The organism is Enterococcus sp. DIV0703, assembly GCF_051711065.1.
Taxonomy (GTDB): Bacteria; Bacillota; Bacilli; order Lactobacillales; family Enterococcaceae; genus Enterococcus_B; species Enterococcus_B hirae.
Genome location: NZ_JBIOLX010000001.1, coordinates 1794331 through 1814765 on the forward strand (window position 1 = coordinate 1794331; position 20435 = coordinate 1814765).

Genomic DNA, 20435 nt, shown 5'->3' on the forward strand with positions numbered 1-20435 from the left:
ACATTAGTAATATAAGAAAACGTATCAAAGGAGTTGATAGACGTTGAACATTGCGGCATCACGGAAATTGATCAATTTTATATCTATCATTGGATTAGTAATTTCGATAGCCTTAACGATTTATTTTATCAATTTGGGTGTATTTAAAGATTTAAATTCTTTAAGAGGATTAGTTGGAGATTCAATTATCTTAGGTCCTATTATTTTCATCTTAATCCAAATCCTGCAAGTTGTTATTCCAATCATTCCTGGAGGGATAAGTACAGCAGCCGGTGTATTAATTTTTGGACCTTATGCTGGTTTTATTTATAATTATGTAGGGATTTGTATCGGTTCGATCATCATCTTTTTACTTGGTCGGCGGTATGGTAAACCATTTATTTTATCTATGGTCAGTGACAAGACGTATAACAAGTATGTTGGTTGGCTCGATAACCAGAATCGCTTTGAAAAGTTATTTGCTTTAGCAATTTTTCTACCAGTGGCCCCTGATGATGCGCTTTGTTTAATGGCTGGTCTAACAAATATTTCTGTAAAAAAATATACTTGGATCATTTTATTGGCGAAACCCCTCTCGATTTTCTTATACAGCATGGCTTTGATTTATGGTGGACATTTCTTAAGTGGATTACTAGGATAGTTTATTATAAGTGGGCGTACTGCGTTAAGTATTTGCGCAATCTGTCCACTTATTTTTATTTTTACGTTATAATATTTATGGTAGGTGATTGAATGTTAATTTATTTAAAAAGAAGTTTAGGAAATGCTTGGGACTTTCTTAAAGGAACTCAAGCATATTTTCGTGATGTTTTGATTATGCATTTATTTATTTTATTTATTTGTTTACCCTTATTGAATAGTACGACCAGATTCATCTTGAATCGAGGAGCCATTGATTATATATCTAGTGATAATATCTCTACGATCCTTTCACAGCACCCAGGTGTCTTATTGTCTTTGACTGCTGTCTTATTAACTATCTTACTCCTAGTTTATTTTGAGTTTACTTTTTTATTGATGAGTGTTTACTTTATTAAGAAACAAACACCTATCTCGTTGAAACAGTTACTTCAAGCAACGTTTCGTCAATTAAAAAAAATACGCCCATTGACTTTTCTTTTTTTCTTAGCTTATTTCGTACTTATTTTACCGATTAGTGGGTTAAGTTTTAATTCTGATTTACTATCTAAAGTTAAAATCCCAGCTTTTATCATGGATTTTATTTTTACTAATCGTTGGATCGTGGTTAGCAGCTTCATTCTGTTTTATATCTTTTTAGCTTACATTGGTATCCGTCTCATTTTTGCCTTACCAGAAATGATTCTACGTGATCGACCATTTAAACAAGCGGTTAAAGAAAGTTGGTATTTAACCAAATCACGTTTTTTTGCAATCCTTGGACAGTTCATCATTATTGGTGGTAGTATTTTACTCATTTCATTTGCCGGCTATTTAATTGTGCTCCTCGCACAAATAATTGTAGAACAATTTTTCCCTAATTATTCATTGATTAGCGCTGTTTTTGCAATGACGATTCTTCAAGCTATCCTTTTATTCAACATCGTTATGTCAACAGTCGGAATTTTTTACATTATTATTGATTTCATGGATGATGAAGGTTTTCTTCCTGAGACTCCTAACTGGTTTCGTTTAGAATCTCCTAACAAACGTTTTTCTGTTCTTAAAAATACAAGCTTAGTTTTATTTGCTGTATTTTTTGGTGTAGGTGTTTGTCTCTACAATATGGATTATTTGACTTCTGCTTCTCAAACGAAACCTGTAACGATTTCTCATCGTGGTGTCAGTGGAGGTAACAGTGCCCAAAATACTTTAGCTGCTTTAGAAAAAACAAGTCGTACCTACCATCCTGATTATGTGGAGATGGATGTACAAGAAACCAAAGATGGTCAATTCGTTGTCATGCATGATTTTAACTTAAAAAAATTAACAGGGATAAATAAAGCACCACAAGATCTAACCTTGAAAGAATTAGAAAAGTTAAAAGTAACTGAAAACGGTGCGAAAGAACCTGTCGTTTCCTTTGATACTTATTTAAAGAGAGCCAATGAATTAAATCAAAAACTTTTAATCGAAATCAAAAATTCAAAAAATGATTCTAAAGATATCGTTGATCGCTTTGTCAAAAAATATGAAGAAAACATTTTAACTCATCAGCATATTCTACAAAGTCTTACGTATCAGACGGTATCTGATCTGAAAAATGCCAATCCTAATTTTTATGTAGGCTACATCCTACCATTCAATATTGTTGGACCACCAGTTACTCCGGCCGACTTTTTGACGATGGAGTATAGTACGATCAATCGGAATTTTATTGATTCAGCTCATCAAGATGGTAAAAAAGTGTATGTCTGGACGGTTAACGACTCAGATGGAATCAGTCGTATGATGTTTTATGGTGTTGATGGGATCATTACTGATCAAATGACTATCTTAAATGAAAATATCAAAGCAATGGATGAAGAGATCACCTATTCAGATAAATTATTGAATTTCGTTTTAGGTGTTGGTTAAAAAAAGAGCCCCATGGATTGAATCCATGGGGTTCTTTTTCAATTACTTTATCTTTCTCTCGCGCTTTTCACCGCACGAACCACTGCTAAGATTGCCGGAATAGCAGAAATAACTGCTAAGATAATGCCCATTTTACCTGAACTCTTTCTTTTTTGCATGTTTTTTCGCTCCCTTCTCTCTCCTCTAATTATAGAGAAGTTTACGATATTTCTCAAAAAAAGTGTTTATGAAACCAAAGCAGATTCTGCTACTGTATAAATTTCGTCCAGTTTAACTAGTAGACGAAACTTACTATCGTAAACAGCCAACCGATCTCTCTGATCATAGCTTTCTACAAAAATAACAGCCGTATTAGTATATGTACGTTCCACGCAACCAATCACTTCATAGTTCACTCCAATCGGTTTGCATATGTATGACTTGCCTATTTCTAATTTTAACATTTCTCAATTCCCTCCTTTATTTTGTTAATCTTTAATTTATAATAACAAAAAAAAGAAGATTTGAAAACGATTTATTGAATTTTTTTATATTTTTTCTTAGAATTACACGATTTCAATCTAGTTTCCCCTTTTTCTCACATAACTAATACCAAGATATAATTGTAATTTATAAGTGACAGATTTGTTTGAAACTGTTAGCCTTTTGTTCGTGTAAACCTCCGAAAAAGCATCTAAACTATTCTGTGAGGAGGGAATTTCATGATTGTTATTCAAGCTACTGTATTTATCCTGTTATTGATTGGATTGCTTATTGGACTCACAGAAAATTAAGAATCCCTTGTTGACATAGCAATTAATTGCGAAAAAAAAATAAGGGTGCTACACTGATTACAGGAAGGAAAATTTAACAGAAAATTCCAACCACAATTTACATTAATAAAAAAAGAGGTGACTTACATGACATTTACTAAAACAAATATTGAATACCGAGTTGCATTTGATACTGTATCTAATCAATTTATGGCAATTGATGCTACAAATGAAAACAACGTAGCATTTGGTATCACGATTGAACAAGCTGTCCGTGCATTAAATGAATCCAAATAAGGAGTGAATCATTTCTAATGACCGAAAACAACTCGGGATCGAAAAAAGAATAAAGACGTTTGCAACTAATACAGTTAGCAAACGTCTTTTATTATTTATTCAATTCGAGTTTGTGCTTTATTTTCCCCCATGAAATTTTGCTGATTCCCAGAAAGATTAGAACCATCGCAATTTGCATGATTGGTACTCCTGCCCCCGTATACACACTTAGAAAATAATCTTTTTGCTCTGGCGAGTAGGAACAAAACCATGAAACCCCAAATAAAAATAAAAACTGGGTCAATATCAAACCACTAGTAATGACCAGTGCAGAACAATAAAAACCTCGATCTTTTTTTGCATAGATTGAACCTAAGATCAAAAATAAAAATCCTAAAATCGCTAAACATAGAACAACACCACTTGTCTTTTGATAAATCGCAATCATAATATTAGAGATTTTCGCTGTTTTTGATAAAACTAAAATTGGCGGTTGTGGATCTTCACTATTAATCCAATTATTCAATAAAGGAACTCGCAAAAAGTTTTGCGCTGCTTCTACATCCGCATGGGTTCCAAAACTGTAATTCCCTCCTTGATGAAAATCTTTGTAAAATAAATTGTCACTATAAGCTGTCCTAAAAAAATCTAAGAGTACTGGAATATCCTCGGCAATCTTCCCATCTCCTGTACTCATTAAGTAGACTTCACGTTTCTTCTTCAAATCTCCCTTACGATAAGCAGCCCTTAACTCTTGATTGACTTGTTTCCAAAATTCATTGGTTTCTTTTGCGTTATTTTGATAGTAGCCAGACTCATTCAACACATCTCGCAGTGCCCAAAAAATAATGTCTCCCTTTAATTCCTTTACTTTTCCTGCCTGAGTCCAAGCATGTGTCGTATATAATTCTTTGATTCTAGCAGCTTCTTTAGCAAAAGCAGGTGACACAGCTAATGCTTTATTTAACGCTTCATGAGAAACCCAAATCCTACTGTTCTCTTTGTTTATGTTCGTTCCATCATCTATTCGAATCAAGTTCTTCATCAATTGAGCAAACTCTCCGCTCGTACGATCATTGACTACTGCAAGATGATAGACTTCTTCATTTTTATGCTTAATCATTTGGTTTGTCACGATAAAGCTGATCATAGGAAGAAAAAACAAACTGAGCTTGATCAGTTTTCTTCGATCAAAGGTAATTTGTGAAAGAAACTTTTCAACAGTTTTCGTTGGTCTAAAATCCACTCCTAATAAAATCTGAACAAAACTAATGATTAAGGCTGCCAGAACAAACGGCAACAACCAGAGTGAATCTTCGCGAATATACCAGTAAAATGGAAAGATTAGAGACAACAAGAAAAACCAAGGTAAAATAGTTTTTGTTGCACGATATTTACGATAATAAATAGCTAATAAACAAGCAACGATAATTACGACAGATGGAATTACAATGGCGTTTCGATAAATACGTGTCGAATATTCATGGGTAAAACCGATTGGTGAAAATAAAAAAAAGACATAGATAAAAAACAAGATACTATTCTTTTTAACGATCGGCTTTACACTCAGTGTAATCAGCACGCTAGCTAAAATATTAAACCCACCTAATAATAGCGAGTATGGTAGCTGAATTTTATTGGCAAAAGCTAAAAATAAGCTATAAGAAATACCTTTTGATAAAGTTTTAGCATTGTACTCTCCTAACCACTGCCCGTCCACTAAGTTACGGGCATAATGAATAAAAAGCTGGTCATCATAGCTAGCTGTCATATCGATGCTGTAAGTCGCTTTGTAATAGAGATAAAGACGTATTAGTGTAAGAATTAGAGCGATACCACAAATAAAATAAAGTTGTTTTTGCCTAACATACTGAAGCATTTCCTTTACTCTATCCATGTACCCTAACCTTTCCTCCGCCTTTCTTCTTGATACTAATCATATTTGATAATTTATTTTTAACCAATTCACTCAACTCCTTATTCAATAAGCCTCTAATAAGTATAGCAAAAATTCATTTCATTGATATTAACCTTAAAAGATTCTTATTAACTTGTTTGATTGCTTTTTTAGCAGGTTCTAAGCGTTAAAAACAAGAATTATACTGTACTAACTTAATGACTGATCTTTTCCACTTTGTAACTATCGTAATCTGCTGTTGTGCAAATCATTTCCTTTATATATCTATTTTTATCAATAGGTGATTAAAAATTCACATTTTTTATTTTGTAATTTAATTTTTAGATAAAAAACAACTTTGTATATCTTTAGACAAGTATTACAGAATGATATATTTTTTTATTAGGAGGTTTATTTCTTTCATTCCTACATGGAAGGAAAATATTTTTATTTTTGGAGGAAAAAAATGGGAACTTTTTTAGTGTTAGTAGGTTTAATTGGTATTTGTTGGGGGTTAGTAGGACTGATTCGATCATTTTTCAAAAAAGGGAATAAAAAACGAAACTTTATTATTATAGGAACAGCATTTATTCTTATGATTTTCGGAGCGTCTATCTCTCCTACCAGTCATTCCGATAGTTCAAAAGCAAGCACACAATCTGAAAAAAAGATCGAAACGAAAAGAACATCAAGTACTTCTAGTGAAGAGCAGCTGAAACAAAAAGCTGAACGTAAAGAAAAAGAAAAACAAAAACTTGAGGCTGAGCGTAAGAAACAAGAAGAAGAAAAACAAAAACTTGAGGCTGAGCGCAAAAAACAAGAAGAAGAAAGACAGAAACTTGAGGCTGAGCGCAAAAAACAAGAAGAAGAAAAACAGAAAATTGAAGCTGAGCGTAAAGCACAGGAAGAACGTCAAAAACAAGCTGAAAATGAAGCAACAACAGCACTATCACAAGCTGAAGCTCATCCAACTAGAGAAAACTATAACTCAGCAGCTACTTTAATCCAGGCTATTCCAAACGGCAATCAACACTTATCTGCTCGACTAGCTACAGTAGATGCAACGATCAAAGCAAATGAGGCAGCTGAAGCAGAACGACAACGGCAAGCTGCGGCCGCACAAGAACAAGCCAATCAAGTTGCAGCAGCACAAACACCGCAACAAAACAACGAACAAACGGTTTATATTGCTCCAGATCATGGTACAAAATATCATTTAAATCCGAACTGTTCGGGACTTAACAACGCAAATTCTGTCGTAGCTATCTCGCTGCAAGAGGCCCAAGCACGTGGATATACGTTGTGTAAGCGAGGTTAATCTAAAATAATAAAATGAACTGTGACAGCAATGTCTAGCTCTGATAACTAAGCCGGAGAATCCGAAAATAGTCTCTACTATTTTGGACTCTCCGGCTTATTTCAAGGAGTTGATGCTTGAACACCGTGAATCAGAGGTTGTGAAAAGAGCGTTTTGACCTGAGCGCTCACCAAGTAAAAACTGCGACGAGTAATCGCAGGAGCATTAAGGATGAAAATCTCGAAACAGCTCCTCATGTTTTGAGATTTTTTGACTTATCGCCGAAGGTCAGCTCTTTGAACACCGTTTATCCATTTTCAAAGCACAAAATAAGATTTATCTCCCTAATTTATTTTTATTGTGAACATTTCCGGTGTTCGGTCTCTCCTAACTTTACTTAAGCATGGTCATACAAAAAAACAGAAAATTTTTACAGCCATTCCCCTGATATTAATAGTCGGATATTAGCTTAAATACCATAAATTTTTTTGCGTTTCTCCTTTACAAAAAGAACGTTTGTTCGTATAATGCTATTAAAGAATATTTATGGATTGGCATCCTCGAAATCGCTCATAAGGGAGAGTCCACAATGATTAAGAAATATGGCACAGTAACAAAAATAAAAATACTACAAATTGGGGCTCGTCCCTTGATAAGATTTAGCTTGAATGATACGAACTGTTTAATCGCTGGTCATGGTTTAAACTTTCTTGCTGAAGTAGATGAAGGAATGAAATTAGTAATCAGTGGCTATTATAATCAAAGAAACCAATTGGTCGTCAAAGAATATCATGTGCTCGGTCCCACGAAAATACTGATTGATTTTAAAAAAATCAAGAAAGAATTTATTGGTAAAAAATAAAAATTGGTTTTGAAGTATATAACTCCCGTCTAAAAAAATCAGAACTTTTTTGTAAAAGAAAAAAGGTATCCATCTGTCTCAGCGAGTAGGTTTGGATACCTTTTTAAATCAGCAAAATTAGGTTTATTTTTTATTTATACATAAATGCTGTTCTAGGATTACTTGTTGTTCCTATCTCTTTAGTACCTTTCTATCTTTAAACGGATGATATGGTTAATTGCTTACTTGATTAAAGTCAGAAATGATATCATTCAACTCCGTTTGAAGTGTCGAAACAATCAAATGAAAATTTTCTTCATCCGTTTTATCATATGGGGATGTTTTTGTTACATAAAGTAGCTTCTCGTTTTCTATTTTCATTAGAACCTGTGTTGCGGTTTGTACTTTGTTTTGATAATTAAACGCAGACATTCCACTTTGAATAATCGTTATGATTGCGGAAGCAATCGAAACGACTAATAACAAAGACTTATGATCAGATGCCTCGTGAATTAAAATAGGGATAGCAGCAGATAATACGATTTTTATAATATTCCCTATGCCAATGATTCTATTATACGATTGAATATCTTTTTTTAATTTATTAATTGTAGAATCAATCGATTCAATAAACGCTTTTTGATCCATATCATTTCTCCATTCACTTTATTAAAATTTGGTCGTAAAACTATTATAATTGGATTTACCTATGTTTCAGCTAATTACAAATCAAAACAAACGGCTATTAAATAACAATAATTATTTTATCAAAATAATTATATATTTGTCAATGATAGTATTCGTGCACGGATAAAAGCTATTAAAAAGATCTGAACAAAGATTTAATCATTACAGACGACATAAAAATCACATTTGATGTATGCTCACAATCTCTGACCAACCGAGCAAAGTAAGCTTGATTGATTTAAAAAATTTAAACTGTGAATACTATTGCCCACAGAATTGACAAACGTGCCCATCTCTCTCCTAACTGTCCATAATGGTAGATATGTGTAAGCAGTGCCTAACCGAAAAGTTGGCATGAAGCATGAAGATATAAGTCATAAAGATATCTCTATTATTCAACTATATGATCAAGTGTCATATGAAAGTATTGAACGAACTTCGATAAGTCCAATGACTATATCAATAATCAACAACGAAAATTTTCTGGACAAAATATTTCTCTGCCAACAAACCAAAAAAGGATGGCTATAATTAGCCATCCTTTTTTATAAATACCTCAATGAGTATCATTTTTCATTTTAAAGGCAAATTGTTTTGGATAATTATTTTTAATAATTACCTAAAACTCCTTATCTTAAAGACGTTCGTTCAATTCTTTGGCAAGGTCTTCAAAGCCTGGTTTGCCTAGAAGTGCGAACATGTTTTTCTTGTATCATGTGTACATTTATTACTTTTTTTCTCTTTTGTACCGTTAGAAAACGCCGAAATATCAGTATTTTATCTATCTCCTGCTTTTTCCATCTTTTCTGGTTTTTAATATCACTATCACCAAAACTATCACTAGTTTTTCTATTATTTTTACTTTTTTATATGCATATTGAAACCGGAGTTAGAACAATTAATATAAGAACGAAAAAAACTCAGCCAAGAATGATTGGTTGAGGTCTTTAGCTACTCAAAGTCAGATTTGAATCTTTCGGTTTTAAATTTAGCAAAGGATTTAATGAAATCATTGATTTAATCTCTAAAGGCACAATTTCACATCTCATATTATTTTTCCTTATTTGTAAAATTTTTTCTAGGTATTCTCTACATATATACCTCCGATTTGTAAGTAACGTTAATGGTATAGAGATACCACTTAAGACAAATAACCGATCACAATCCACCAGAACTGGCATGCGAAATGGCGATTTAATTCTAGAAGTCTCTTTATTTGGTAAAATTTCAAATCTATTTAAAGGTGGAAGACCTTTTTTAATATGTTTTAGTCTTTTTGAAGTACAAACAAAAAGACCTTTCCCCGTTTCCTGTCGTTCAACAAAAATATAAATATGTACTTCCCCTCCATTTTGAGAGGAGATATTTTTGTAGAATATTCAAATAAAAATTATTTAGCAACAAAATACTATTTTGTTAAAGAAATTTAAACTAAAAAATACATCTATTTTCCTGTATGTTCAGTCACGATTTCTTGTGATCTATTTGCTGTGTCTTCTACATCGCTTTTGGCTTTTTCCAGTTTTTCAATATAATTATTCAAATTACTGTTTTCTGATTGTTCTTTTTCTAGTTTTTGTTGAGTACTTTGCAATTGGTTTTTAATAGTATTTTTTTCATTTGACAATTGATTAATTTGTTGATTTAAACTATTAACAGTATTTTGAGCATCATTAAATTTATTTTGTTCTGTTTGTAAACGATTATTCCAATCAGTGTTTAATTGATTTATTTCAGCTATTTTTTGATTTATTTCATCAATTTTAGCATTGATTTCATTTTGTTTACCTTGCAATTCAGCATTTTTTCCTGATAATTGATTCTCTAAATTTGTTTTATCTATAGTTAATTGATTTTTCTCATTTTCCAAAGTCAACACTTTTTGTTTATATTCTTCAACGTTAGCCTTTACTTGCTCAAGTTCTTGATTATTTGAAGATAATCGTGAATTTAAACTACTAATATTTTGCTCTTTATTTTCTAGTGCTTTATCTAATGACTCCAAATTATGATTGATTTGTTCAATATTATCTTCTCCACCCCATAACAAAATGTCATCGGCAAAGTTTTTCCCTGCGATCCCTGCTAACACTAATCCACCTATAATTAATCCACTTACTACAATTTTCTTATTCATATCACCATTCTCCTTAACACAAACTGAACCAATTATAGTTAATGATTTCACAATCAGTCAATTTAAATATGTATTTTTTTATTTTATTTTTATAAATCTTTTTCTTAATTCGGATAAAGTCAGATGTAACTGCATACAAACATTATTTTTAAAACATTGTATTAATTAATTTAAAATTAGATATAGTTATTAAATTCACATAAAAAAGTCTACTCTTTCGGATAGACCAAAACATCTAACACATTTATTTAACAGTTTTTATTTTTCCATTTTTTGACTAATTCTAGTTAATTCTGATTGCTTTAATATCAACGTTTATAAAGTTTTTCAGTTACTAATATTTTCTATATTTTTCTAAAAAGTATGGTCAAAGTATGGTCATTTTTCATTACGTTTGACACATTTTATTTATCAAGTATAATGATAGTTGAAAGTGAATTTAAACAAATATACACCATAAACACAACGTACCTGCGAATACGTTGTGTTTTTTCTTTTTCAAAAAAAGACGCTTACCGCTGCGAAACAGTAAGCGCCATGTCGGCTCTAATGTTTATCTAGCCAATGACTAAATAATGCCAACGTTAAACCAATTAACAATGGCAAGAGCACGTGCTCTAAAGTGAATTCAAACAAATTATACACCTCCTTCCACAAAAATCTCTGTGGAAGCGACGAGCCGACATTTTATTATAGCATTATTGAATTTTATTTTTTACAACTTTTTATACAATAATCTATGAATTTTCACAACCAAGTTATTTGCAAATAATCTAAAAAAGCTACTCTTTCGAGTAGCCTTGAACGGATGTCATCATCTTGGGGGGGTTCAGAAAAAATTCATTTTTTATAGATTGTGTAAAATGATGACACTGTCATTTTACCACGATTGAAATTATTGTTTTATTACTTTTTTGACGTACAGATAAAAATAAAAAATACCACCCGAAGGTTGGGGGTATGGTGGTATGAGTTGGTTTACGGGAGTGTTGTAGTATTTGTATGTATAAATTAAATTTATTTCTTGTCAAGTATTTATATTTACCAATCAAATTTATTTTGATAGACTATGTATATCTAAAAACTGTTCAGAATACACTAATAAAAGGAGGAAGTCGAGTTGCGTAATGTCAAAGAATATGCAAAATTCTTTTTGCAAAAGGGACTAATTGATACTCCTAATACTTTTGATGGCAACATGAAATTACAAAAACTATTATTTTTTGCAAATTTGATTAACTATTCTAAGCATGAAGATTTACTATTTAAAGAAGACATGCTTGCCTTTGAAAATGGTACAGTAATAGAAGAAGTTAGGCAAAAATACAAGAACGATTACTATTCTTTTATGGAAGAAGCAAAACAATTTCAAGCAAATTTTTCTGAAAAGGAATATGAAGTACTTAATGATACAATCAAAATTTTTGGAAGATTGTCAGCAAAAGATTTATCTAATCTAAATCATGAATTTGATTTTTGGAATATTCGGTTTGAAAATTCAACTTTGTCTACTGGTTACCATGATAAAAAACTAGCTAAGATAACAAAAAATGATATTTCTAAAGAAATCTATAAAATAACTGAAATGTTAAATACATACAATCAAAATTTTATAGATTCTGACGAAACGTTCGAAATTATCAATGGCATAACATTTTATTATAACCCTAATGAAGTTGATTTTGAACAACTGTTACCTCAGTTAGAAATTTTTTCTACTTTATCAGAAAATGATGATGATACTTATTCTGTATATTTAGAAGATGGAGATTTAGTAATCGTATAATGGTTGCAGTTGGTGAAGCATATCTCGGTAAAATTAGTTTTGTTGACGGAGCTAAACCACTATATTCAAGGCCCTATCTAGTAGTAGAAATACTGCCTGATGGAGTTAATGTACTAAATATTTCATCATCTAAAGGTAAAGAACAAAAACTTTTATATAATTCGAATTACGAGTTAAAACAATATAAACCTCCATTTGTAAAACCTAGTTTTGCAAAATTAGATTCAAAAAAATTTATTTCTTTTGAAGAATTACAAACACTAAAGTTACTGCACAATGGTCACAAGTTAAATTCTTCAGACTTAAATAACATATTACAAAAAATAAGAAGCTTTTCTTCGTAAAGAAAAGCTTCTTATTTCTTTATGTACCCTGTAGGACTCGAACCTACGACCGGACGGTTATGAGCCGTCTGCTCTGACCAACTGAGCTAAGGGTACAGATTGTTGCCACCATGGACAATAACAAGAGATAGCATCAGTTTTATGTGGCAACAATCCTGTTATCGCATAACTTGAAGTGTAACTAGTTACGGGTGAGAGTATAGCTATGCGATAACATCACTATTTTATCGAATAATTTTTATAGTTGTCAATACGGTTATGTACTGCTCCTCAACAAATAGTTTGTTAAAAAACAAAAGTTCCTATTGTAAGATAAAATATAATCTTGATATAATTTAGATAAAGAAAAGAAAAAAAGAAAAGGTGAAATAAATGGATAATATCAAAGCTTTGATAATTGCGTCAGAAAATGCAACTGGACAACCGACTGGTCCGAATACTATAGGAACTTTTATTACCAATCCTTCTCTCGTATTTAGAGCCCCTTTCATTCCAACGGCCATGTCTATAGCAGTAACCATAATTACTTCTGGAATTAAAGCAAATGAACATTATAAGTTTAAAATCGATGTTACTAATACCATAACAGGAAAACAGATATATTCCACGGGTAATAATGATTTAAATTTACCTAATGATATGGATAACTTTATGTTTAATTTAGATTTAAAAAATTTAGAATTTATGAACGTCGGTTTATACAATATACAATTTACAATTAACCAACAGACTTTTAATCAAGAGTTTGAAGTCAAAAGTAATAGAGTCCTCAATATAACTGAGGATTGATATTCTTATGAATAGTACTATTAATTTTACCACAACCGCTTTTGGGTCTAAAAATTTTTCATATGTAGGTAAGAAAACTTCAAAAAATACGTCTAAAGTTATTGTTTCTGCAACTTTATTAGTAATATTTGTATCGGGTTCCTCGAATTCGTGTATCAAGGCATCTAAACTCATACCTGAAAATTCAAGTTCAGAGAACTCTATTTTCCTGTCAAATAAAAAAGAAAACCTAAATAAAACGTTTATTTCGAATAATCAGGTATTTACTGATACAATAGAAATGAACAATAAAAAACTGGAGGTGGATGAATTGACTGAAAAGGTAACTCAAGCTCAATTAGAGGAAATCAAATCCCATTTCGATACTAAAATCAATCATTTAGATAAATCTTTAAAAATGTATATTGACAAAGTAAAAGTAGATACTGTAACTGAAATTAAGGATCATATTACTTCTGAAAACGAAACCTTAAAGTCTACAAAAAAAGATACTTTTAGATTTTGGATATCCTCCGTTTTAATTCCTATTGGCACAGTAATACTTACCTTATGGGCTACTAGCTATTTCAAATTATTTTAATATGTACACCCCTCTCAAAATGAGGGGTTTTTTTATAATGTTAAATAGATATCCTTAATCCGAACATCATTAACCGCACCTTCGCCGTTAGCTTGATTACAACGACGGAAAATGACATCAATTGTCGTGCCTTTTTTCACCCAGCTTAGATCTACTGTGACATCCATTCCTAGAGCGTCGCCACCTTTATAATTATAGGATTTCTTCACATCAGGTCGTTTGATTCCTTGTGAAGCCACACGAGTGATTTCTTCATTTGTACCATGCTTCATAATAAGAATATAAGCACATTTTCCAATTGCACCTTCTGGTTTATCTGGCACTAGCCACCCTGCGATTCGGACTTTTCCTTTGCTTACTTCATTAAACTTGTCTAGTTTCGCCCATGCGTTCCCTTGATGAACAGCTTTACTTTCTGCTACTGCTTTATCATGGTCGGATGGTGTTTGTGGTTTTGGTTGCTGTACTTGGATAGCTTCTACTTTCACTTGATTACTTGAAGTTTGACACTTACCAGATGTGGCATAGGCTTTCCAAGTATTTTGATCACCATAAAAGATATTTTGATCATATGGTGTCGAAGTATATTGCCACATAGCCGCATTGGACCAGTGTTTAATTTTAGGGAAGTTTGATTGATAAGCTGCTACCCACAATCCATAATCTGCTTTTACTATTTCGGAAAAATCTTCTTCAAATAAAACTGAAGCTGACGTGTAAACTAGGGCTTTGATTCCTGTTTTTTGTTGGATACGATCTAACATTTGTTTTAAAACACACGTTCCTTGTCGTCCATACATTTCATAGTCTAAAACTAGAATTCCTTTGCCAATATATCCTTGAACATTTTGAATAAAGAAATCTGTTTGTGTTTGCCAATTTGAACCATCAATAAAATGATAGACACCAAAAGATTTACCAGCTTTGATAGCTTGTTGAACAAAAGGATCACAATAACGATCCACAAAATTACAGCCTTCCGTTGCTTTAAACATATAAGCGTCTGCTGGATAGTCCTTGATATTTTTTGAACCATTGTTATTGGATAAATCTACTACTTTCAATGTCATTTTTCATCTTCTCCTTTATCTAATTCTTTGATTCCATAAGTCGTTTGTTTCCATAATTGATCGCCATACACTGTAATTCCTACTGCCACAATGGCGACAAAAAAGTTAAATACGTTATATTCACCAAATAATAGTGGTGTACAAATACAACTAATGACCGTGAGTACCAAAGGAATTCCCCAATCGGGGAACTTAGGAATTTCCTTTAACACTTTTCCTGCCACATATAACCCACACATAGCAAGTATCATTTCAGTTGAGAGTGATTCCATCAGACTCCACCTCCTTTCCGAGCATAAAAAAGAAGCACAGAATTATTTCCGTACTTCCTTTTCGATTTCATTGACTTTACCTTCAATTCTTTCCATGTCCGAACGTGTATTAATTAGTTCATTTTTGATCTCATTCAACGTAGTCAAAAACTCTCGTCGATCCTGTTTTGAGTTTTCTCTTTCATCATATAGTTCTTTTCGATAGTAATTATTTATTCGCCAAGCGGCAAAAATGATTATCCCAATCAAAATGATTGTTAATGGTAAAAAAATAAGCCCGTCAATTGCGACTAGCTTGTTAAAAATCTGATCAATCCCTTTCATCTCTTCTCACCTTCTTCCTATTCAGTGAGAATTTCTTTCTCTTCTTCTTCCGTAATACTTCCTTGTGCAACATAACCCATTATATCTGCTTTAGTATACACACCTAAATCATATAAAAATTGGATATCTTCTTTACTTGGATACATTTGGCACGCCTCCTTCTGTAATTACGACATCTTCTTTCGGAAAAACAACGTCTTGAATCTTTTCTACGATTCCTCTTAATTTTGTCAATTCCTTCATCGTATTTGCCATAATTTGATTCGAACGAACATACGTATCATATGGTACCCCTCGAACCCACATCCACTGGTTGTTTTCCCAATCAAACCCTGCAATCATCACATCTGGGCCTTTTGGCGGTTCGACTTCTGTGAATGGTCGTGAAGTCGTTGAATCTTTAGGCGCTAACCAGATTTCATAACCTTGTCCTACTACTTTATAGACAACTTTCATGTTTTCGTTCATAAAATTTCCTCCTAATTTTTAAATACTTCATTCCATAATTGTTGAATTTGTGTCTGCATTTGATCAATCGTTGGATCTCGTTTGTAATAGAGAATATCTGTCAAGTAAATTCGATAAGTAAATTGCAATATAGTTTTTCCGTAATACAAAGAAGTATACGCCCCTTTTTCACCCATCATAGAAATATTGACACGTCCTTGATTATCTAGAAACTGACATCCATTTGCTTTCAGAATAGTATTCGTCATTGTTTGATATTTATTTTTTTCACTATTATGCCCATATTCCATCCATTGCTCAGTGTGATTGTCATACCACAAACTTCCTAGTCCGCCTTTTCGGCTACTTGAGCCTTCTGCTCTCGATTCATGAGTGGCATAACCGTACGTACTAGGTGTAATAGAATAAAGACATTTTTCTACAAGTGCAACTTGCTGTGTCAGGGTTTCTGCTTTCAATCCAAGAAAATAATCGTCTCCTAACCAATGTCTGACTTCTTCAACAATGTTCCATTGAATCCGCAAAAAAGGATATTGAGGATTATTATCATATCCTGAACATGTCGCACTCCATACCTTATTTCCTCGTAATGCTTCATAACCATTTGCTTTCACAGCATCTGGATAGTCCCACATTTCATCATATCTCGTATAAGGAGTAGGCATGGAAAAATATTTTTCTCCTATAAATACGACTTCAGTCGCAATATTTTGATTTTCTACCATGCTCCCTACGATTTTTCCATTAAAATTAAGTTCTCTTGTAAATTCAAAATAGCCTTGTGCCAAACCAATAACCAAATCATTCACAGTAAGTACTCCATTATCAGCAATCAACTGAAGCAATCGATTGGTTTCGCTTTGATTAACTTCTACTTTTTGACTAAGTGATTGGACTTGTTCGGTCACTTGACCAACGCTAGCCTCTAATTCTGGTCTTAGTGTTTCAATGGCTTCTTTTTCACTTTCTGCTAAATCAAAAATTTCTTTTTTGATTTGTTCGAAGTCTTTGATGTATACCTCACTTGCTTCTTCAATTTCACTTTCAATTTTTGAACGGATAACTGTAAAAGTGAAGGCTAGCTCATCACTGTGAGAGCCATCTTCGAAATCAAGATACACGTATCCTTTTACTTCGCCTTCATAATTTAATAACTGGTCAGGCAGAGGATAAGTCACAATCCCACTTTCAGGGTATTCAATAATCGGTTGACTATCGATTACAGTAAATTTCTTTTCTTGGCCATCTTGATTGATGGTTAGTAAGATTTTAAATGTAGTATTGGTGAGATCGACAATTTGATAATCTTGATCACGGAACAAAAATTCTAATGCTACAGAACCTTTGTCATAACTATAAAAAACAAAGCCTGTATCTTGGCCATGTCTTCCCTTTACTTTTGTATTGACTTTTATTCGACCAATTTTTTTAAACGTCATTTACTACACCTCCTTCCCAAATAATAAAAGCTATTCTACTCAGTCGCATCTTGAGCTAGAATAGCTTGAACTTTCTTTTTTAGTGTTTTTGGCACATCATCAATCGTTTTCTTTCCTTTTCTGATTAAGTCCGCATAGATGTTTTCCATGTTACTCACTCCCTAATGAAGATTCATAAATTTCGGTCATTGCTACTTGTAAATTCGTAACTTGTTCATTTAATGATTGATTATTTTCTTTAAACGCTTGATTTTCCTCTTGAACTTGTTCAAGCTGTTGTTCGGTCTTACGATGGATTTCTTCCAACAACTCTAGTTTTTTAGAGAAATCTTGTGTGACAACTTCTTCCCATTTCCGTTCACTCGGATTCCAAAACTGACGATCTAACGGAATATCTGGTAATGGTGGTACCAAGGTATACGGCACTCCTTCTGGAAAATCAGCTGGCATGTTTTCCCATACCTTGCAACCTACTGGATACATATATTCATACATTGTTTTCATTAGTTATTCCCCCTATTAATTTGGCCACGCATCATTTGTAAAATAGACGATGGTTCCAGAGCAAGTTTGATTTTCTGGTAAATTTGTAGTAGAAACCATCACAGAAATTCCCGAAGCATTCGCATAAACAGATAATGCAGGATTTCGATTGGTTTTATTCGCCAAAGTTCCACCCCAACCTGTTAGCGAAATCGGAGTATATCCTTTCGGAAAAGCCATTAAATTTTTCCATCCAGCAAAATTTGATGATTTATTTGTAATCTCAAAATTGGCTACTATAAGACGCCCCCATCGTTCAAATCTGACTAAACTTTCATTGGTAAAATCTGTTGTATTCGTTGTTTTTACTGTTTTTGAAACAAAACGATCTAAAATTACTGGTACATCATTCACTGTTGGTGTTTGTAAAAAGTTTTTAAAACCATCAACAGACTGATTACCAGATGTTTGTACTAATGCTTCAGCTCCATCAATTGCTCTAAAATGAGTTTTTAAATACTTAGGCACACCATTTTCTTTTAATTGCACAATATCAGACATTAAACTTCGCCTACTTTCTCAAATGTAATATTTGCTATTCCATCTAATTTTGCTTTATCTTCTTTGGACATTAACCCATTAGCGGCCGTCGTAGCTACAGATGTCGTTGTTGCATTTGTTCCAGGATCTCCCTTATCTCCTTTTGGTAATACAAAATTGAATCTAGCCGCAGATGAGGTTCCTACATTTGTAACAGAAGCAGTAGATCCACTAGTAACTGTACCTACAGTAATAGTTGCAGCTTGCCCAGGATCTCCTTTATCCCCTTTAATAGTTTCAGGTTTGCCTTCCACAGCATTCCAATGAGTTTGTGGAAAAACCTGTACACCGCTTTGTTTTACCTTTACGATATCTGTCATTCTCTATACCTCCCCAATTTTTTCAAAAGTAAAATTTGGAATTCTTTCGTTTGTGTAATTTTCTGCTTGATTTACAGCTTCTTGGAATTTTTGATCTACATATGACTGACTAACACCACCAGTCCCACTACCACCTGTAGAACTAATTGTTCCATCTTCTGCAATTGATATATTTGCACCTGCTTTTAATATTTTTAGAGATTCTAATTTTCCTTTTAATTCTTCAGAGAAATTGAAGTCTGTTTGCTTAGTTGCAGATAAAACACCTTCTTCAGTAACTTCTAAAAGTTCCCCAACTTTTATACCTCCTAATTGTTCAGGGGTAGCGATCGGCAAAATATATGTTCCACCTTCTCCATTTACAATCTTTTGAAACATTTCAGCAGTAAGAATACCATCGCTTGTCTCGCTTGCATAAGGTAGTTCAGTAATTGCATTCTCTAATCCTAAATCAGCTTTCGTTAAAATGACTGCACCATATTTACCATTAACCGAAAGAACTTTTGATTGTCCTGATATCATTTTTTCTAAGCCTAAAACTGCAGAAACATGTGTAATTGGCATAAATTGACGTTTAACACCAGATTCATCAGTTTCCATCATTCTCTTTACTTTAACCATCAAATCACCCCAACTTTCTCAAGAGTGAATACATTTTGTTTTTCATCATCAATGGTGGCTATAACTAATGCTCCTTCGGATATATTACTTTCAATAGTTTCCACTTTTTCTATCTCATGATTCCTAGAAAATAAATCATCTTGTAGAATATCCACTACTTCAATTTCAGCATACTCGATAGTAAATAAGCTTGTTCGTAGTTTTTGATACAAATAATTCATATCGGCAAGCAAACGTTCTGAAATTGAATTGTGTCGTTTTCCTTGAATATCTACTCTCGCATCCATTAATTCCGCAAGCATTGTTCCACCAGGATCAATCGTCTTTAAAATATCCTTGATTGATTCAAACCATGCCAAATAGTCTGATTCTTGTCCTTCTCTCCAATCTTGGAAACTGTGTTCCTGTTCTTGTCTCCAACGTTCAAATTCTTCTTTCCTTTCATTCATCCAGTCCGTAAAATCGCCTTTATTTTCATTAATAAAGTCCGTCATATCCGCAATTAAATCTTCGATTGATTGCCAATAAGAACCCATTTCTCCTTCTGTTTTTGAAACAGCATTAATGACAAAATAAGAGAAGTCTTGAGTTGTTCCAATCAAGTCTTCTCCTTTAAATATAATGAAATTGGCTGTTTGTCGATGTAAACACTGCATGGAATATTTATCAAAAATATAGTTAATTTTCCCTTTTTTAGCATCCACAATTTTTGTTTCTAATTGGACTGGATATTTCCCACCTACAACTGATTCAAAATATACCTTACATTCTGATAAATCGTAGGGAAGACCATTTTCAACTATAGTCGCTTCCATAACCTCTGTATTCTTATTGCCTTGTCGAACTTGAATCATCCCCACATAATTATATGGTTCTGTTGTACTTAAAACGACATTCCATTTACTCATAGAATCACC

At 32.8% G+C, this 20435-nt stretch carries 25 protein-coding genes and 1 tRNA gene; 9 read left to right on the plus strand and 17 right to left on the minus strand.

Annotated elements, in window-relative coordinates:
* Positions 1-43 precede the first annotated feature (43 nt).
* Both IGK81_RS08065 and IGK81_RS08070 read left to right on the plus strand, forming a co-directional pair.
* Complete coding sequence (locus tag IGK81_RS08065) at positions 44-640, plus strand: TVP38/TMEM64 family protein (RefSeq protein ID WP_034698402.1); 597 nt, start codon at positions 44-46, stop codon at positions 638-640.
* A 92-nt stretch (positions 641-732) separates the two neighbouring features.
* Positions 733-2535 carry a glycerophosphoryl diester phosphodiesterase membrane domain-containing protein gene (locus IGK81_RS08070; RefSeq protein WP_034698405.1) on the plus strand — a complete coding sequence of 601 codons (1803 nt, stop codon included), beginning with the start codon at positions 733-735 and terminating at the stop codon, positions 2533-2535.
* Positions 2536-2759: 224 nt separating this feature from the next.
* On the opposite strand, the gene IGK81_RS08075 is transcribed toward IGK81_RS08070, so the two are convergent.
* Positions 2760-2978, minus strand: coding sequence for a hypothetical protein (locus tag IGK81_RS08075; RefSeq protein ID WP_010737815.1), 219 nt, complete (start codon positions 2976-2978; stop codon positions 2760-2762).
* Positions 2979-3434: 456 nt separating this feature from the next.
* Here IGK81_RS08075 and IGK81_RS08080 point away from each other — a divergent pair, with 456 nt between their 5' ends.
* Complete coding sequence (locus IGK81_RS08080) at positions 3435-3584, plus strand: hypothetical protein (protein WP_010718765.1); 150 nt, start codon at positions 3435-3437, stop codon at positions 3582-3584.
* Between the two features lie 91 nt (positions 3585-3675).
* Here IGK81_RS08080 and IGK81_RS08085 read toward each other — a convergent pair whose 3' ends face one another.
* Positions 3676-5460, minus strand: coding sequence for a hypothetical protein (locus IGK81_RS08085; RefSeq protein ID WP_034698408.1), 1785 nt, complete (start codon positions 5458-5460; stop codon positions 3676-3678).
* Between the two features lie 466 nt (positions 5461-5926).
* On the opposite strand from IGK81_RS08085, the gene IGK81_RS08090 reads away from it, so the two are divergent.
* Together IGK81_RS08090 and IGK81_RS08095 are read left to right on the plus strand one after the other, a co-directional pair.
* Positions 5927-6778, plus strand: coding sequence for a hypothetical protein (locus IGK81_RS08090; RefSeq protein WP_034698561.1), 852 nt, complete (start codon positions 5927-5929; stop codon positions 6776-6778).
* A gap of 568 nt (positions 6779-7346) precedes the next feature.
* Complete coding sequence (locus IGK81_RS08095) at positions 7347-7619, plus strand: hypothetical protein (RefSeq protein ID WP_010737819.1); 273 nt, start codon at positions 7347-7349, stop codon at positions 7617-7619.
* Positions 7620-7832: 213 nt separating this feature from the next.
* On the opposite strand, the gene IGK81_RS08100 is transcribed toward IGK81_RS08095, so the two are convergent.
* On the minus strand, positions 7833-8246 hold the full coding sequence (locus IGK81_RS08100; RefSeq protein WP_010718761.1) for a DUF4231 domain-containing protein: 414 nt from the start codon (positions 8244-8246) through the stop codon (positions 7833-7835).
* Positions 8247-9729: 1483 nt separating this feature from the next.
* Positions 9730-10422, minus strand: a complete 693-nt coding sequence (locus tag IGK81_RS08105; RefSeq protein ID WP_081123338.1) for a DNA-directed RNA polymerase subunit omega — start codon at positions 10420-10422, stop codon at positions 9730-9732.
* Between the two features lie 1120 nt (positions 10423-11542).
* On the opposite strand from IGK81_RS08105, the gene IGK81_RS08110 reads away from it, so the two are divergent.
* A complete protein-coding gene (locus IGK81_RS08110; protein ID WP_129204649.1) occupies positions 11543-12208 on the plus strand; it encodes a Panacea domain-containing protein in 666 nt (221 codons plus the stop codon).
* On the plus strand, positions 12208-12552 hold the full coding sequence (locus IGK81_RS08115; RefSeq protein WP_081128560.1) for a hypothetical protein: 345 nt from the start codon (positions 12208-12210) through the stop codon (positions 12550-12552). Before IGK81_RS08110 ends, IGK81_RS08115 begins: the two co-directional genes overlap by 1 nt.
* A 22-nt stretch (positions 12553-12574) precedes the next feature.
* Here IGK81_RS08115 and IGK81_RS08120 read toward each other — a convergent pair.
* Positions 12575-12648: transfer RNA gene (locus IGK81_RS08120), tRNA-Ile, on the minus strand.
* 276 nt (positions 12649-12924) lie between these two features.
* Between IGK81_RS08120 and IGK81_RS08125 the strand changes: the two genes are divergently transcribed.
* Positions 12925-13341, plus strand: coding sequence for a hypothetical protein (locus IGK81_RS08125; RefSeq protein WP_195435628.1), 417 nt, complete (start codon positions 12925-12927; stop codon positions 13339-13341).
* A gap of 7 nt (positions 13342-13348) precedes the next feature.
* Positions 13349-13921: a hypothetical protein gene (locus tag IGK81_RS08130; RefSeq protein ID WP_252702781.1), complete on the plus strand. Its 573-nt coding sequence runs from the start codon at positions 13349-13351 to the stop codon at positions 13919-13921.
* A 32-nt stretch (positions 13922-13953) separates the two neighbouring features.
* Here the strand turns inward: IGK81_RS08130 and IGK81_RS08135 are convergent, their stop codons facing one another.
* Genes IGK81_RS08135 through IGK81_RS08190 form a run of 12 tightly spaced genes read right to left on the minus strand, consistent with a single transcriptional unit; the run spans position 13954 to position 20426 of the window.
* Entirely contained in the window at positions 13954-14991 is a 1038-nt protein-coding gene (locus IGK81_RS08135) for a GH25 family lysozyme (protein ID WP_252702782.1), read from the minus strand.
* Entirely contained in the window at positions 14988-15263 is a 276-nt protein-coding gene (locus tag IGK81_RS08140; protein ID WP_252702783.1) for a phage holin family protein, read from the minus strand. The genes IGK81_RS08135 and IGK81_RS08140 overlap by 4 nt, the downstream gene beginning before the upstream one ends.
* Before the next feature lie 42 nt (positions 15264-15305).
* Positions 15306-15587: a hypothetical protein gene (locus tag IGK81_RS08145; protein WP_252702784.1), complete on the minus strand. Its 282-nt coding sequence runs from the start codon at positions 15585-15587 to the stop codon at positions 15306-15308.
* Positions 15588-15604: 17 nt separating this feature from the next.
* Entirely contained in the window at positions 15605-15733 is a 129-nt protein-coding gene (locus tag IGK81_RS08150) for an XkdX family protein (RefSeq protein WP_406910975.1), read from the minus strand.
* The gene (locus IGK81_RS08155) at positions 15720-16055 is read right to left on the minus strand and encodes a hypothetical protein (RefSeq protein ID WP_081115524.1); all 336 of its coding nucleotides are present in this window, start codon (positions 16053-16055) and stop codon (positions 15720-15722) included. Before IGK81_RS08155 ends, IGK81_RS08150 begins: the two co-directional genes overlap by 14 nt.
* 11 nt (positions 16056-16066) lie before the next feature.
* Entirely contained in the window at positions 16067-17494 is a 1428-nt protein-coding gene (locus IGK81_RS08160) for a BppU family phage baseplate upper protein (protein ID WP_431393291.1), read from the minus strand.
* Positions 17495-17529: 35 nt separating this feature from the next.
* Positions 17530-17643, minus strand: coding sequence for a CD1375 family protein (locus tag IGK81_RS08165; protein ID WP_252710568.1), 114 nt, complete (start codon positions 17641-17643; stop codon positions 17530-17532).
* Position 17644: 1 nt separating this feature from the next.
* On the minus strand, positions 17645-17998 hold the full coding sequence (locus IGK81_RS08170) for a hypothetical protein (protein WP_406910974.1): 354 nt from the start codon (positions 17996-17998) through the stop codon (positions 17645-17647).
* A 15-nt stretch (positions 17999-18013) separates the two neighbouring features.
* Positions 18014-18538 carry a hypothetical protein gene (locus IGK81_RS08175; RefSeq protein ID WP_252702721.1) on the minus strand — a complete coding sequence of 175 codons (525 nt, stop codon included), beginning with the start codon at positions 18536-18538 and terminating at the stop codon, positions 18014-18016.
* Entirely contained in the window at positions 18538-18897 is a 360-nt protein-coding gene (locus tag IGK81_RS08180) for a hypothetical protein (protein ID WP_034698422.1), read from the minus strand. The genes IGK81_RS08175 and IGK81_RS08180 overlap by 1 nt, the downstream gene beginning before the upstream one ends.
* 3 nt (positions 18898-18900) lie before the next feature.
* Complete coding sequence (locus IGK81_RS08185) at positions 18901-19518, minus strand: hypothetical protein (RefSeq protein ID WP_081129489.1); 618 nt, start codon at positions 19516-19518, stop codon at positions 18901-18903.
* Entirely contained in the window at positions 19518-20426 is a 909-nt protein-coding gene (locus IGK81_RS08190) for a phage baseplate upper protein (RefSeq protein ID WP_412003867.1), read from the minus strand. Before IGK81_RS08190 ends, IGK81_RS08185 begins: the two co-directional genes overlap by 1 nt.
* Positions 20427-20435 lie beyond the last annotated feature (9 nt).

Bases quoted from the DNA above. Each gene is read 5' to 3' on its own strand.
- IGK81_RS08160 (WP_431393291.1), bottom strand. From the start codon at position 17,494: ATGACGTTTAAAAAAATTGGTCGAATAAAAGTCAATACAAAAGTAAAG.
- IGK81_RS08070 (WP_034698405.1), top strand. From the start codon at position 733: ATGTTAATTTATTTAAAAAGAAGTTTAGGAAATGCTTGGGACTTTCTT.
- IGK81_RS08165 (WP_252710568.1), bottom strand. From the start codon at position 17,643: ATGGAAAACATCTATGCGGACTTAATCAGAAAAGGAAAGAAAACGATT.
- IGK81_RS08185 (WP_081129489.1), bottom strand. From the start codon at position 19,518: ATGGTTAAAGTAAAGAGAATGATGGAAACTGATGAATCTGGTGTTAAA.
- IGK81_RS08155 (WP_081115524.1), bottom strand. From the start codon at position 16,055: ATGAACGAAAACATGAAAGTTGTCTATAAAGTAGTAGGACAAGGTTAT.
- IGK81_RS08190 (WP_412003867.1), bottom strand. From the start codon at position 20,426: ATGAGTAAATGGAATGTCGTTTTAAGTACAACAGAACCATATAATTAT.
- IGK81_RS08125 (WP_195435628.1), top strand. From the start codon at position 12,925: ATGGATAATATCAAAGCTTTGATAATTGCGTCAGAAAATGCAACTGGA.
- IGK81_RS08115 (WP_081128560.1), top strand. From the start codon at position 12,208: ATGGTTGCAGTTGGTGAAGCATATCTCGGTAAAATTAGTTTTGTTGAC.
- IGK81_RS08100 (WP_010718761.1), bottom strand. From the start codon at position 8,246: ATGGATCAAAAAGCGTTTATTGAATCGATTGATTCTACAATTAATAAA.
- IGK81_RS08095 (WP_010737819.1), top strand. From the start codon at position 7,347: ATGATTAAGAAATATGGCACAGTAACAAAAATAAAAATACTACAAATT.
- IGK81_RS08135 (WP_252702782.1), bottom strand. From the start codon at position 14,991: ATGACATTGAAAGTAGTAGATTTATCCAATAACAATGGTTCAAAAAAT.
- IGK81_RS08075 (WP_010737815.1), bottom strand. From the start codon at position 2,978: ATGTTAAAATTAGAAATAGGCAAGTCATACATATGCAAACCGATTGGA.
- IGK81_RS08085 (WP_034698408.1), bottom strand. From the start codon at position 5,460: ATGGATAGAGTAAAGGAAATGCTTCAGTATGTTAGGCAAAAACAACTT.
- IGK81_RS08180 (WP_034698422.1), bottom strand. From the start codon at position 18,897: ATGACAGATATCGTAAAGGTAAAACAAAGCGGTGTACAGGTTTTTCCA.
- IGK81_RS08140 (WP_252702783.1), bottom strand. From the start codon at position 15,263: ATGGAATCACTCTCAACTGAAATGATACTTGCTATGTGTGGGTTATAT.
- IGK81_RS08130 (WP_252702781.1), top strand. From the start codon at position 13,349: ATGAATAGTACTATTAATTTTACCACAACCGCTTTTGGGTCTAAAAAT.
- IGK81_RS08090 (WP_034698561.1), top strand. From the start codon at position 5,927: ATGGGAACTTTTTTAGTGTTAGTAGGTTTAATTGGTATTTGTTGGGGG.
- IGK81_RS08105 (WP_081123338.1), bottom strand. From the start codon at position 10,422: ATGAATAAGAAAATTGTAGTAAGTGGATTAATTATAGGTGGATTAGTG.
- IGK81_RS08170 (WP_406910974.1), bottom strand. From the start codon at position 17,998: ATGAAAACAATGTATGAATATATGTATCCAGTAGGTTGCAAGGTATGG.
- IGK81_RS08175 (WP_252702721.1), bottom strand. From the start codon at position 18,538: ATGTCTGATATTGTGCAATTAAAAGAAAATGGTGTGCCTAAGTATTTA.
- IGK81_RS08080 (WP_010718765.1), top strand. From the start codon at position 3,435: ATGACATTTACTAAAACAAATATTGAATACCGAGTTGCATTTGATACT.
- IGK81_RS08145 (WP_252702784.1), bottom strand. From the start codon at position 15,587: ATGAAAGGGATTGATCAGATTTTTAACAAGCTAGTCGCAATTGACGGG.
- IGK81_RS08150 (WP_406910975.1), bottom strand. From the start codon at position 15,733: ATGTATCCAAGTAAAGAAGATATCCAATTTTTATATGATTTAGGTGTG.